This window comes from Microbispora sp. ATCC PTA-5024 (genome assembly GCF_000511135.2).
Classification (GTDB): Bacteria; Actinomycetota; Actinomycetes; order Streptosporangiales; family Streptosporangiaceae; genus Microbispora; species Microbispora corallina.
In genome coordinates this window covers 446,673-460,097 of record NZ_KI866524.1, presented here as the reverse complement: position 1 = coordinate 460,097, position 13,425 = coordinate 446,673, and the positions used below count along the sequence as shown (strand labels likewise).

Genomic DNA, 13,425 nt, shown 5'->3' with positions numbered 1-13,425 from the left:
GTAACTGAGACCATGCGGGCCAACTTCATCTTCTCCGAGGTCTGGATCGGCCTCCGCCGCAACCTCACGATGACCATCGCCGTCATCGTCACCGTGGCGGTCGGCATGGCGCTGCTCGGCATCGGACTGATGATCAACTCCCAGGTCTCGTCCCTGACCGGCTACTGGACCGACAAGGTCGAGCTGTCGGTCTACCTGTGCACCAAGAACTCCTCCTTCCCCGCGTGCCGGAACAGGGGTGCCACCACCGAGCAGGAGCAGGCCACGCTCAAGCAGACGATCCAGCAGATGCCGGACGTCGAGCGCGTGGAGTTCGAGGACCAGGCGCAGGCGTACAAGAACTTCCAGGCCAGCGAGAGCAACCGGCTGCTGCTCTCGGTGACCAAGGTCGAGGACATGCCCGAGTCCTTCCGCGTGAAGCTCAAGGACCCCGACCGCGCCCCCGCCGTCGCCGACAGCCTGCGCGGCCAGCCCGGCGTGTCCAACGTCGTCAACCAGCGCGAGCTGCTGCAGTCGGTCTTCGGCTTCATGGGCAAGCTGCGCAACATGGCGCTCGGCGTCGCGATCCTGATGGTGTTCGCCGCCACCCTGCTGATCGGCAACACCGTCCGGCTGTCGGCCTACAACCGCCGCAGGGAGACCGGCATCATGCGGCTGGTCGGCGCGTCCAACATCTACATCCAGCTGCCGTTCGTCATGGAGGGCCTGATCGCGGGCCTGATCGGCGGCGTCTTCGCGGCCGTCCTGCTGATCATCACGAAGATCCTCATCTTCGAGGGCATCCAGACGTACATGGCCGCTCCGCTCGGCTGGAACACGGTCGCCGGGGTGATCACCTTCACGATGGTCATCGGCGTGGTCATCTGTGTGCTCGCCTCGTTCATCACGCTGCGCCGCTACCTGCGCGTGTGACGACGTGTCCGTGCGGTCCCGGGCCCGGCGCGGCCCCCGGACGTCGTTCCCGCCCGCGGCGCCGACGGTAGGCTCCCTCTATGCCACGTGAGACGGGGCGAAAGCTGATCGCCCAGAACAAGCGTGCCAGGCACGACTACTTCATCGACGACACCTACGAGGCCGGGCTCGTGCTGACCGGCACCGAGGTCAAGTCGCTGCGCGCGGGAAAGGCCAACCTGACCGAGGGCTACGCCTCACTCGACGGCGGCGAGGTCTGGTTGATCAACGTCTACATCCCGGAGTACAGCCAGGGCACCTGGACCAACCACGCGGCTCGGCGCACCCGCAAACTCCTGCTGCACCGCAAGGAGATCGGCAAGATCGAGGCCTCGCTCCGCGAGCGCGGCCTGACCCTCGTCCCGCTGGCGATGTACTTCAAGGACGGCAAGGCCAAGATCGAGATCGGCGTGGCCCGGGGCAAGAAGGACTACGACAAGCGGCAGACCCTGATGGAGAAGCAGGCCAACCGCGAGATGTCCAGGGCCATGTCGAACGCGGTCCGCCGCCGGGGGGGCCGCTAGGCCGTGGCCGTTCACGTGTCCGCCCGCGCGAGGGCCGTACGCGCCGTCCTCGCGCTGGGACTGGCCGCGCCCCTGCTGACGGGCTGCTTCGAGGAGCCGTCCCCCCACGAGGCCGTCCGGGACTTCCTGCTCGGCTGGCAGAGCGGCGACTACGCGGCCGCCGCCAGACGCGCCGACGGCGACCCCGCCACCGTGCGCAGGGCGCTGGAGGACGTACGGCTCCAGCTCGACGCGGCCTCGATCCGCTTCTCGATCAAGGACATCGCCCACGACGGCGACGACGGCCGGGCCGACTTCCACGCCGAGGTCGACCTCGGTGAGAACAACCCGCTCTGGCAGTACGACGGGCTCCTGCCCCTGCACCTGGTCGGCGGCGAGTGGAAGGTCCGGTGGTCGCCGAGCGTGATCCACCCCGACCTGCACGCGGGGCAGCGGCTGGCCGTGGCGACCGTCCCCGTCGGCCGCAAGCCGATCCTCGACCGCGACGGCAACCCGCTGCAGGACGAGACGCCCCTCCAGGTCGCCGGCGTCAAGCCCGCGAAGATCAAGGACCCTGGCCGGCTGTGCGAGGAGCTGTCGCGGGTCACCGGCTTCGCCCAGGACCGCCTGCTGGGCCGGATCCTGTCGTCGCCCCCGCAGGACTTCGTCGCGCTCGCGACGTTCGGGCGCAACAAGTACCAGCAGATCAAGGACAAGCTCGCGGCCATCCCCGGGCTGGAGATCGTCACGGACAACCCGCCGGTGGCCCCCAAGTCGCCCGTCCAGATCGTCGGGCGGGTCACCGCGATCACCGCGGAGGCGGAGCAGCAGCTCGGCGGCCCCCAGCGCGCGGGCGACACCATCGGGAGAGACGGCCTGCAGCGGGCCTACCAGGACCAGCTCACCGGCTCGACCGAGACCCGCATCGTCATCCTCGACAGCAAGACGTGGCAGCAGGTCAAGGAGCTCAAGGCCTGGCCGGGCCGGCAGAACACCGAGGTCCGCACCACGATCGACAGCCGGATGCAGAGCGCGGGGGACGACGCCGTGCGGGGCTCCCGCCCCGCCGCCCTCGTCGCCGTGCAGGCGTCGACCGGGGAGATCCTCGCCGTGTCCACCAGCGAGCTCAACCAGGAGACGGACGCGCTCGCGGGCAGGTTCGCCCCCGGCACCGCGTTCTCGATCATCGCCGCGCACGGGCTGCTCAAGGGCGGCCTCGACCCCGAGCAGAAGGTGCCGTGCAGCGCCGACCGCACGGTGGGCGGCGCCCGGTTCCACCAGCCGGGCATCCTGGGGCTGGTCGCGCCGAGCTTCCAGACCGACTTCGCCCAGGGCTGCGTGACCGCGCTCGCGTCGCTGGCCCGCCGGATCAACGGTCCGGCCCTCGCCTCCAGCGCCGCCGAGTTCGGCATCGGGACGGGTTGGCGGCTGCCGCTCAGGTCGTTCAGCGGCTCGGTGCCGGGCGCCGGCGACGACGCCGCGGTGGCGAAGGTGATCGCCGGTCAGAGCGCGCGGGTGAGCCCGCTGTCCATGGCGCTGGTCGCCGCCGCCGTCGACTCCGGCACCTGGCGGCCGCCGGTGCTCGTGCTCTCGCCGGAGCAGCCGGTCACGACGTCGGAGCCGTCCGCGCGTCCCGCCCCCGGGCCGGTCGCGCTCGACGCCACCGTCACGGGCAGGCTGCGCACGCTGATGCGCGCCGGTGTCTCCTCCGGCTCGGCCCACGCCGCCACCGCCCCCGGCGGGACGGTGTACGGCGTGGCGTCCCAGGTGACCCAGACGGACAAGAAGCAGCGGCGCACGCTGTCGTGGTTCGTCGGGTGGCAGGGCGACGTGGCCGTCGCCGTGATGGCCGAGAGCGGCGACCCGGGGACCGCCGCGACCATGGCCGGGTCGTTCTTCCGGGACTCCAACCTGCAGCCCTGAAAAAAGCCCGGGGCCCGAGCAACCATCGGGGCGCCTCGCGGCGTCTTTCTAGGTGACTGGGACCCGCTTGGGGGGTTGCGGGCTCAGTCACCGTGATGAGACCAGGGCTCCATCTCGGGGGGAGCCCTGCCGTCCGGACCGGCTCGACCCTGCCGGTCGGCCCCCGGGACGCGTGCTTCGGCCGCGTTCCCGGGGGCTTCGCCGTCCCCGGCCGGCGCCGGGAATCCGAGTCGCGCCGGGGGTGTTCTCGTAGGTAAACTGAGGGTGCCCGGCCCGTGAGGCCGTGGTTGACAACTCCACAGGGGGTGACCGGTTTCGACTTCGGCATTGCAAGTCAGGGGAAGCGGGTCGGGGACTGCGGACATAACCCCGTCAACACTGTGACCGCGAACAATAAGTGCCAATAACAAGAGCACTGAGGTCAGCCAGAACACTCTGGCTCTCGCCGCCTAAGCAGCGAGAACCTCTGTCAGCCCGGGAGCGCCTCCGGCCCGGAACTGACATCGCTAGGAGGCTCAACCGAGAGACCCGGTCACGGGGTCGATCGGGAAATCAAACAGTGACTGAGCCCGTCGGCGACTCGCCTGTGAGATCACCGGGGCCGAGAAAAACGTAACAGGCTGCACCCGGAGAAGCCCTTTCTTGGTGTTGAAGGACGCGGGTTCGATTCCCGCCACCTCCACGCTGTGATCGCCCCAGGGGCGGTCCGGTCGGCGACCCCGCCGACCCGGCCGCCCCTGATCCATGTCCGGCCCCCTGCACGACGCCCGAGCGGTAAGCCCCGTCCTCGCTGTACCGACTACGGAGAGCAGGCGGTTCCGATACCGTCGCTCGCATGCGAGTCGGCGTCTACGTGGATGGCTACAACCTTTACTACGGCGCGCGAGGTCTGTGTGGGCGCGGGACGCCGGGTTGGCGGTGGCTGGACATCCGCATGCTGGCGGCCGAACTCGTCGCCAGGAGAACCAACTGGAGCGGCGCCCGCGTGGAGCGCGTTGTGTACTGCACCGTCCGCATCGACGGCGCCGACAATCCCGAGGGCCAGCGCGATCAGAGCGTCTACATCAACGCCCTCCGAGCCGCTGGAAGCGTCGATCACATTGAGTTCGGCTACTACGTCTCCCGGGTGAAGTACGCGCCACTCGCCGTACGGGACCGGGCAGGCAGGCCCGTCGTCGCGCGTCCCGCGTGGCCCGTCCAGGTCTGTGACGCGACGGGCGAGCCCGTCGGCGACGCGAGCTTCATGGTGTCCTACGCCTATCGTGAGGAGAAGGGCTCCGACGTCAACGTGGCCTCACACCTGTTGCTGGACGTCTTCAGGGATGCCGTCGACGGCGCCGTCGTCATCTCCAACGACAGCGACCTGCGTTTCCCCATCGAACAGGCACGGCGGCATGTGCCGCTCGGCCTCGTCAATCCGAGTGGCAAGTACCTGGCGGGAGCCCTGCGCGGTCAGGCCTCGGACGGCGTCGGACGGCACTGGTGGTACCAGCTCACCTCCGCAGACCTGAAGAAGTGCCAGTTGCCGCACACCGTCGAGGCGTACGCGCGGCCCCCGGGCTGGTGACGAGTCCGGCCGCCCTTCCGCCGGAGGTCTGATCTGGTAGCCTGAAGGCATATACCACCCGGCTCCTTGTGGGCCGGGTTTTCTCATGTCCGGGGCCGGGTGCCCCCTGCTCCCGGCGGACGGAGGGCGGCCGGAAGGGCCTAGAGTCGGGGCGTGCCGGAGGGGAGGCGGGTGCGGTGACGGAGCGGAAGCCGAGGGTCGTGGTGCGGCGGGCGCTGCCGACGGAGCCCACCGTACGGGGCTCGGCGTCGCTGTTCATGACCGAGGCGGAGCGGCAGGGGGTGAGCGCCGGCCGGCGGATGCTGTACGTGGGGCCCGAGCCCGCCCCGGTGGACGTCGCGGAGGCGCTGGAGGTGGGGCCGGGCGAGCCGGTGCTGGCGCGGCGCAAGCTGCTGCTGGCCGGCGACGTGCCCGTGCGTATCGCGACGAGCTACCTGCGCCTCGACCTGTTCGGCGGGACGCCGCTGGGCGAGCCGGGCTTCGTGACGCCCAGCCTCCAGGCCGGCATCGAGGCGCTGGGCCACCGGTTCGGGCGGGCCGAGGAGCACCTCGTGGCGCGCGAGCCGAGCCCCCAGGAGGCCGAGACGCTGGACCTCGACCCCGGCGAGTGGGTGGTGCGGATCCTGCGGGCGAGCTACGCGGCCGACGGCACGCCCGTCCACGTGCTGGAGACCGTGTGCGCGGCCTCCCGGCACGTCTTCACGATCACCCAGGTCACCGGCGCCGACGAATTCTGACCTCAGGGCACGAGCCCCCCAGGCGGCTGCCCGACATCGGGCCGGCCTGACCGGACTCCCATCAGGTGGCGTACGCGTCGATCTCCGCGAGCAGCGCCGCCTTGCCGCCGTCGTCGAGGAACGACGCCCGCACGGCGGCCCTGGCCAGGTCGGCGACGCCCTCCCGGTCGAGCGAGAGCAGGTCGGCCGCCACGGCGTACTCCTGGTTGATGGTGGTCCCGAACATCGGCGGGTCGTCGGAGTTGATCGTGACGGGCACGCCCGCCTTGACCAGCTCCGGGAGCGGGTGGTCGGCCAGGGTGGGCACGGCCCTGGTCCGCACATTCGAGGTGGGGCAGACCTCGAGCGTGATCCGGTGCTCGGCCAGGTAGTCGAGCAGCGCCGGGTCCTGGACGCTGTGCACGCCGTGGCCGATGCGCTCGGCGCCGAGGTCGCGGATGGCGGCCCAGACCGTCTCGGGGCCCGTGGTCTCGCCGGCGTGCGGCACCACGTGCAGCCCGGCGGCCCTGGCCGCGGCGAAGTGCGGGGCGAACCGGCCGCGCGGCACGCCGGCCTCCGGGCCGCCGAGCCCGAAGCTGACGAGGCCGTCGGGCCGTTGGTCCAGCGCGACCGCCAGGGTGTTGTCGGCCGCCTCGACGCCGTACTCGCCGGGAATGTCGAAGCACCAGCGCAGCACCGTGCCGAAGTCGGCCTCGACGCTGCGCCGGGCGTCCTCGATGATCTCGCAGAACTCCTCGGGCGCGAAGCCGCGGGCGAAGTGGAGTTGCGGCGTGACGGTCAGCTCGGCGTAGCGGACGCGCTGGTCGGCCAGGTCGCGGCCGATGCCGTGGAACAGCTCCCACAGGTCGCCGGGCTCCCTGATCAGGTCGACGACCAGCAGGTAGACCTCGACGAAGTGGGCGAAGTCGCGGAAGTCGTAGAACGAGTCGAGCAGGGCCGGGTCGGCCGGCAGCGGCGTGGACCCCTCGTAGCGGGCGGCGAGCCCGGCGACGATGCGCGGCGAGGCGGCGCCGACGTGGTGGACGTGGAGTTCGGCCTTGGGCAGCCCGGCGATGAACCGGGTGAGGTCGGGGGAGGTCACGCGACGACCGTAACAAGCCACCGTCCGGCACCTCCAAGCGAATTCGGGCTATCTACCACGACTTTGTCAGGATTTCCGCCTCCGTCGCGGTCGTCAGCCGGTGGACGGCAGCTCGGTGAGCGTCACCGGGACCGTGGCGTTGCCGCCGTCGGGGTGACGCACCTGGACGCGCACCTTGTCGCCGGGCTTGAGGGTGGCGAGCAGCTGGGACAGGGCGTTCGAGGAGGGGGTCGCGGTGCCGTTGACGTTCACGATCACGTCGCCCGCTCGGATGCCGGCCTTCTCGGCCCCGCCGCCGGGGGTGGTCGCCCCCACCACGACGCCGATCGGGTTGCCGTCGGCGTCGACCGCCGTGCCCACCCGTACGCCGAGGGCGGCCCGGTGGCTGTTGACCACCCTGCCGTACCGGACGATCTGCCGGGCCACGTCGGTGGCCGTGTCGCTGGGGATGGCGAAGCCGAGTCCCGGCGCCGCGCCGAGGTCGGGATCGACGGCCGCGAGCGTCGGGATGCCGATGACGGCGCCGGTCAGGTCCACCAGCGCGCCGCCGCTGTTGCCGGGGTTGATCGGGGCCGAGGTCTGGACGGCGTTCGTGATGATGGCGCCGGGCCGGCCGTTGTGGCTCTCCCCCGAGACGGTGCGGCCGAGGGCCGACACGATCCCCTCCGTCACGCTGCCGGAGAAGCCGAGGGGGTTGCCCATCGCCAGCACGATCTGGCCCACCTTCAGCTCGGCGGAGCGGCCGAACGTCGCGGGGGTGAGCCCCCGGGCGTCCTCGACCGCGATGACGGCCAGGTCGCCCGCGGGGAAGGTGTTGACCAGCCGGGCCTTCCTGGCCGGACCGCCGGTGGCCAGCGTGACCTGGAACTCCCGTGCGGTCCCGACCACGTGGGCGTTGGTCAGGATGTGCCCGGCGGTGTCGTAGACGATCCCCGAGCCCAGGGCCTGCGTGGTGGTGATCTGCACGATCGACGGGAGGACCTTCTTGATCACCCGTTCGAACGCGGACTCCAGCACCGCCGGCTGGGTCTGCGCGGTTGCCGGCGGCGCCGCCGTCGCCGTGGCGTTCCCGCCCACCCGTCCGCCGTTCCCCGCCTGGCAGCCGCAGGCGGCGAGCACGACCAGCGCGGCCGCCGCCAGCCGGACGGCCTTCCCCGAAAGGTCCATAGGGACCTGTGTACCCGGGCACGCCCGCCGCGATCGGGCGGCACGCCGGACGAATGCCCAGCTCATCACGTGTGCGGAGCGGGCATTTCCGGCGAGCGGGGCGGAACGTCCGCCGCCGATCCGCTTCTGTTGCCATTTGTGGCGTAATCTGCGGGCATGGCGGAGGGCGGTACGCGTCAGGCCGGGGACGACCGGCCGAAACAGCCGTTCCTCCGTTACTACGACGCCCCCACCACGCCGCTGCCCCGGGTGAGCGCGGAGAACCTCGCGGCGCCGCCGGCCCCCGGCCCGGGCGCGCGTGACGAGGTCCGTGCCGGGCGCGCAACCGGGTCCCGGCCGGGCTCCCAGGCGGGTTCCCGGGTGGGGGAGCTGCCGCTGCGGCTCGTGTACACGCTGGCGGCCGCCCTCGTGGCCGTCGTCGCCGTCGTCGTGGTCTTCCTCGTCTTCTCCGGGGACAAGCCGGAGGTCGCGGACGGCGGGCCCGGGGCGGCCACCGCCGCCGCCTCCTCGGCGAGCCCCACTCCGAGCCCTTCGCCGAGTCCGGCCCCGATCGTGCTGCCGAAGGTCCCCGCGAGCAGGCCCATGCCGGTCTTCCCGGGCACGGGCACCGCCGTCGCGTCGTACGTGCTCGATCGCAAGGCCGGGATCAGCTACGCCAAGCTCGGCCGGCCGTGGACGGGCGACACCCTGCCGCCGTTCGCGTCCGGGCAGCGGGCGGGCGACACCGAGCTTCCGCTCGCGCTGATCGGGTCCGCCCCGCTCCCGGGGGCGGCGCCGGGCGCCCTCACCTCCTACGACGACTACCGCAAGGTCGCGGCGCGGGCGGCCCGGTGGTCGCTGCGCTACCAGCCCGAGGGCGCCAAGGTGACCTGGACCGCCTCCCAGCCCGTACGGCGGGGCATGGGCTGGCTGCTGGGATACAAGGCCACGTACCGGATCGACGGCGAGAAGCACTCCGCGCAGGCCTTCGTCATGGTGGTCGGCACGGGCCGCACGAAGCCGGCCCTGCTGTTCGCCACCGTGCCGGACGACCGCGAGGAGCTGTACCGCGACCTCGACATGCTGTTCTGGACGGTCACCCCGATCTGACGGACTGCTCGCCGGAATCGGCCCCGGCACTGCCACCCGGCGAACTTTCCTCTAGAATATGGTTCTACACAGACTAGCGCTGGAGGATCACATGGCGATCGGGCTGAGCGAGGAGCACGAGGCGCTCCGCGAGTCGGTGGCGGGATGGGCCGAGCGGGCCGTCCCCGCCGACCTGGTGCGGGGCGCGGCCGGAGTCCTCGCCGACTCGGGAACCGAGGAGCGCCCCGCCTTCTGGGCAGGCCTCGCCGACCAGGGACTGCTCGGCCTGCACATCCCCGAGGAGCACGGCGGCTCCGGCTACGGGCTGCTGGAGGCGGCCGTGGCCATCGAGGCGCTGTCCGAGCGGGTCGCCCCCGGTCCGTTCGTGCCGACCGTGCTCGCCGGCGCGGTGATCCTCGCGTCGAGCGCCAAGGCGCAGGCCGCCCTGCTGCCGGGCCTGGCCGACGGCTCGGCGATCGGCGCGGTGGCCCTGAACGGCGCGGTGTCCGGGGTCCGCGAGGGCGGCGTCCTGAGGATCACCGGAACGGCCGAGCCCGTCCTCGGCGGCGCGCTCGCCGACGTGCTCGTGCTGCCCGTGACGACCGACCTCGGCGAGGAGTGGGTGGCGGTCGACGCCTCGCAGGCGACGGTCACCCCCGTCAAGCCGCTCGACCTCACGAGGGGCGTGGCGAAGGTCGAGGTCGACGGGGTGGCCGTGCCGCCGGAGCGGGTCCTGGACGGCCTCGGACGGGCGGAGGTGCTCAACCTCGCCGCGATCGTGTTCGGCGCGGACGCGACCGGCGTCGCCGCCTGGTGCGTCGCCGCGGCGGCCGACTACGCGAAGGTGCGGGTGCAGTTCGGCCGCCCGATCGGCCAGTTCCAGGGCATCAAGCACAAGCTCTCCCGGATGCTGGTCGCGCTGGAGCAGGCCAGGGCCACCGTGTGGGACGCGACCCGCGCGACCGGGGAGGAGCGGGCCTACGCCGCCGCCATCGCGGGCGTGATGGCCCCCGACGCGGCCGTGCAGTGCGCGAAGGACGCCATCCAGACCTTCGGCGGCATCGGGTACACCTTCGAGCACGACGCCCACCTCTACTACCGCCGCGCCCTCACGCTGCGGGCCCTGCTCGGCTCGTCGGCCGAGTGGGCGGAGACGGTCGCGTCGCTCGCCCTGGGCGGCGTGTCCCGCGAGATGGAGATCGACCTGCCGGAGGAGTCCGAGCCGCTGCGGGAGGCGATCCGGGCCGAGCTCGCCGAGATCGCCGGGATCGACGACACGGCCGACGGCGAGGGACGCCGGGGGAGCGCGCGCAAGCGGGCGCTGGCCGCGGCCGGCTTCGTCATGCCCCACCTGCCGCGCCCGTGGGGCAGGGACGCCTCCCCGCTGGAGCAGGTGCTGATCCACCAGGAGATCCGGGCGGCCGGGCTGAAGCTGCCGCAGATGGTCATCGGCGCCTGGGTGGTGCCGTCCATCGTCTCGTACGGGACCCGCGAGCAGCAGGAGCGCTTCCTGCCGCCGACGCTGAGCGGCGAGATGGTGTGGTGCCAGCTGTTCTCCGAGCCGGGCGCGGGCTCCGACCTCGCGTCGCTGCAGATGAAGGCCGAGAAGGTCGAGGGCGGCTGGAAGCTCAACGGCCAGAAGATCTGGACGTCGGTCGCCCACGTGGCGGAGTGGGGCATCTGCATCGCCCGCTCCGACACCTCCAAGCCCAAGCACGACGGCATCACCTACTTCATCGTCGACATGAAGTCGCCGGGGGTCACCGTCCGCCCGCTGACCGAGATGACGGGGGAGAACCTGTTCAACGAGGTCTTCCTCGACGACGTGTTCGTCCCCGACGACCTGGTGGTCGGCGAGGTGAACGACGGCTGGCGGGTCGCCAGGAACACGCTGTCGAACGAGCGGGTCTCGCTGTCGTCCGGCTCGGGCGGCACGGGCTCCTCGCTTCCCGACCTGCTCGGGCTCGCCGGACGGCTCGGCCGCGAGCTCACCCCGGCCGAGCGGCAGGAGCTGGCGGCCGTGGCCTGCGAGGCCCACTCGATCAACGCGCTGTCGCTGCGGGTCACGCTCAAGCAGCTCGCCGGCGCGGAGCCCGGCGCCGACGCGTCGGTGCGCAAGCTGCTGTCCACCTCGCACGCCCAGCACGTGTCCGAGGCGGCGGTGAACCTCCTCGGGGCCGCGGCCGTCACCGCGGCCGACTGGAAGCTGGGCGACGCCGGCTACTGGAACCGGGCCGTGCTCGCGACGCGGGCCATGACGATCTACGGCGGTACGACCGAGGTGCAGCTGAACATCATCGGCGAGCGCATGCTCGGCCTGCCCCGCGACCCCGAGCCCGGCAAGTAGTCCTCTTCCATGGCGGCCACGCGGGCGTTCCGGTGCCCGCGTGGTCGTCACCATCTGACCCACGCGCGCCCTAGCCTGTACGACATGCGGCCGACCATCCCGTTAGTCCGGCTTGCGCCGGCCGGGCTGGGGCTGGTGCTCGGCCTGCTCGCGCTCGGCCCGGCCCTCGGCCCGGGCTTCGTGCTGCGGTACGACATGGTGTTCGTCCCCCATCCGCCGCTGCGGTTCGACGTCGGCGGCTTCCCCCGGGGCGTGCCGAGCGACCAGGTCGTCGCGCTGCTGTCGGCCGTGCTGCCCGCGGAGCTCGTTCAGAAGGCGGTCCTGCTGGGCGTCTTCGTGCTGGCCGCGTCGGGGGCGGCGGCCCTGGCGGACGAGGCCCGCCCGCCGGGCGGTCTCGCGCCCCGGCTCGCCGCCGCTGCCTTCTACGCCTGGAACGCCTACCTGGCCCAGCGCCTGCTCATCGGACAGTGGGCGCTCCTGCTCGGGTACGCCGGGCTGCCCTGGGCGGTGCGGGCGGCGGCCCGGGTCGCGAGATCCGGTGGAACGCGGCGGCTCGTCCCGGCGCTGCTGCCGGCCGCCGTGGGCGGTTTCCAGGCCGTGCTCGTGACCGCGCTCGCCGTCCTCCCGGTGGCCGCCCTGGCCCGGCCTCCGGTCCCCGCCGGCGCCCCGGCCGGCTCCGGCGTTTCCGCGCGAGGCGGGGGGGTGGGAACCGCGCTGGACGGGCGGGTGCGGGCCGTGCTGGGCGGGCGGTGGGCGGCCGTGCTGGGCGTCGCGGCCGTCCTCCTCGTGCTCAGCCTGCCGTGGCTTGTCCCGGCGCTGCGGGCGGACGCGCACACCGACCCCGCCGGGGTGGACGCCTTCGCGGCCCGCGCCGACGGGCCTTTCGGCACGCTCGGCAGCCTGCTCACGCCCGGCGGCATCTGGAACGCGCAGGCCGTGGTCCCGGGCCAGGGCGGCCTCGCGCTCGCCTCCGCCCGCCTCGCGCTCGCGGTCGTCGCGGTCGCGGGCTTCGTCCGGCTGGCCGGGCGGCGGCCGGCGGACGGGCCGGGCCCTCCGCCGTACGCGCGGGGGCTCGCCGTGGCCGCCTGCGCGGGCGTGCTGATCGCGTGCGCCGGGGCGTTCGGGCCGGGCCTGCTGCGCGCGCTCGTCGGATGGTGGCCCGGCTTCGGGCCGTTCCGGGACGGCCAGGTCTACATCGCGCCGTTCGCGCTGCTCCAGGCCGCCGGGTTCGGGTACGCGGCCGGGGCCCTGGCCCGCGCCTGGTCCGCCCGGCCGGCGCTCGCCGCCGCGGCCGTGCCGGTGCTCGTGCTGCCGACCTTCGCTCTCGGCGCGTTCGGACGGCTCGGCGCGGCCGGGTACCCGGACGAGTGGCGCACGGTCCAGGCCGTCGTGAACGCCGATCCGGCGCCGGGGGCGCTGCTGTCGCTGCCCTGGGGGGCGTACCGGGCCTTCGCCTGGAACGACGGCCGGGTGGTGCTCGACCCCGCGACGAAGATGTTCGCCCGGCCCGTGCTGTGGGACGACACCCTCGTGGTCGGGCTGCGCGGCGGGGGACGCATCCGGGTGGCCGCCGAGAACCCCCGCGCCCGCCGCGTCGGCGCGCTCGTCTCCCGTCCGTACGGCCCGCTGACGGCGGCGCTCGCGCGGGAGGGGGTGCGGTACGTCCTCGTGGAGGGTCCTAACGAGAACCGGTTCCTGCCCAGACTGCCCGGAGCCACTCAGATCTGGCGAGGTTCCGAGCTTCTTCTGTTGCGTTTGTGAGCAGGTGAGAGGCCGCCTGGCGGCGCATACTGGACGGTAACTCTTTTTATCACGGTTTGACCAAAGCTATGGTGTATGAGCTGGATCACGTTCTAGTCTCAGCGCACTGCGCGTTCGCACATTGGAGGGAGAAGCATCCGTGTTGAAGGTGCTGGCTGCTCTGGCGGTCGGGGCTGTGCTCGCCGCGGTCGCCTCCGTGGCGGTGGTGAACGTGGCCGCGCCCTCGTCGGAGCCGCCCAACAAGCCGCTGTACAACTACGGCAACAGGTGACCTTCCGGAACCCCGAGATCCATCCCGTAAGGATTCGCGCGAGCCGTAA

Annotated in this window: 11 protein-coding genes and 1 other RNA gene; 10 read left to right on the top strand and 2 right to left on the bottom strand. The window is 72.5% G+C overall.

Annotated elements, in window-relative coordinates:
• Window positions 1–12: 12 nt before the first annotated feature.
• The 6 genes from ftsX (at window position 13) to MPTA5024_RS39900 (ending at window position 5,681) form a co-directional block, all read left to right on the top strand.
• Window positions 13–912 carry a permease-like cell division protein FtsX gene (ftsX, locus tag MPTA5024_RS22750; protein WP_036327822.1) on the top strand — a complete coding sequence of 300 codons (900 nt, stop codon included), beginning with the start codon at window positions 13–15 and terminating at the stop codon, window positions 910–912.
• 80 nt (window positions 913–992) lie between these two features.
• Window positions 993–1,475, top strand: coding sequence for an SsrA-binding protein SmpB (smpB, locus tag MPTA5024_RS22745; protein ID WP_036327819.1), 483 nt, complete (start codon window positions 993–995; stop codon window positions 1,473–1,475).
• Window positions 1,476–1,478: 3 nt separating this feature from the next.
• On the top strand, window positions 1,479–3,377 hold the full coding sequence (locus tag MPTA5024_RS22740) for a penicillin-binding transpeptidase domain-containing protein (RefSeq protein WP_232326602.1): 1,899 nt from the start codon (window positions 1,479–1,481) through the stop codon (window positions 3,375–3,377).
• A 301-nt stretch (window positions 3,378–3,678) separates the two neighbouring features.
• Window positions 3,679–4,062: a transfer-messenger RNA gene (gene ssrA, locus MPTA5024_RS39045) on the top strand.
• Window positions 4,063–4,212: 150 nt separating this feature from the next.
• The gene (locus tag MPTA5024_RS22735) at window positions 4,213–4,944 is read left to right on the top strand and encodes an NYN domain-containing protein (protein ID WP_036327816.1); all 732 of its coding nucleotides are present in this window, start codon (window positions 4,213–4,215) and stop codon (window positions 4,942–4,944) included.
• Between the two features lie 176 nt (window positions 4,945–5,120).
• Entirely contained in the window at window positions 5,121–5,681 is a 561-nt protein-coding gene (locus tag MPTA5024_RS39900; RefSeq protein WP_232326601.1) for a GntR family transcriptional regulator, read from the top strand.
• A 61-nt stretch (window positions 5,682–5,742) separates the two neighbouring features.
• Here MPTA5024_RS39900 and MPTA5024_RS22725 read toward each other — a convergent pair whose 3' ends face one another.
• Window positions 5,743–6,762, bottom strand: a complete 1,020-nt coding sequence (locus MPTA5024_RS22725) for an adenosine deaminase (RefSeq protein WP_036327813.1) — start codon at window positions 6,760–6,762, stop codon at window positions 5,743–5,745.
• Between the two features lie 93 nt (window positions 6,763–6,855).
• A complete protein-coding gene (locus tag MPTA5024_RS22720) occupies window positions 6,856–7,929 on the bottom strand; it encodes a S1C family serine protease (protein ID WP_036327811.1) in 1,074 nt (357 codons plus the stop codon).
• A 156-nt stretch (window positions 7,930–8,085) separates the two neighbouring features.
• On the opposite strand from MPTA5024_RS22720, the gene MPTA5024_RS22715 reads away from it, so the two are divergent.
• The 4 genes from MPTA5024_RS22715 to MPTA5024_RS44325 all read left to right on the top strand — a co-directional run bounded on the left by MPTA5024_RS22715 (window position 8,086) and on the right by MPTA5024_RS44325 (window position 13,376).
• Entirely contained in the window at window positions 8,086–9,018 is a 933-nt protein-coding gene (locus MPTA5024_RS22715) for a hypothetical protein (protein WP_036327808.1), read from the top strand.
• Window positions 9,019–9,109: 91 nt separating this feature from the next.
• A complete protein-coding gene (locus MPTA5024_RS22710; protein ID WP_036327806.1) occupies window positions 9,110–11,344 on the top strand; it encodes an acyl-CoA dehydrogenase in 2,235 nt (744 codons plus the stop codon).
• 84 nt (window positions 11,345–11,428) lie between these two features.
• Entirely contained in the window at window positions 11,429–13,105 is a 1,677-nt protein-coding gene (locus MPTA5024_RS22705) for a hypothetical protein (protein ID WP_084369920.1), read from the top strand.
• Between the two features lie 139 nt (window positions 13,106–13,244).
• Window positions 13,245–13,376: a hypothetical protein gene (locus tag MPTA5024_RS44325; RefSeq protein WP_269750622.1), complete on the top strand. Its 132-nt coding sequence runs from the start codon at window positions 13,245–13,247 to the stop codon at window positions 13,374–13,376.
• Window positions 13,377–13,425: the final 49 nt, after the last annotated feature.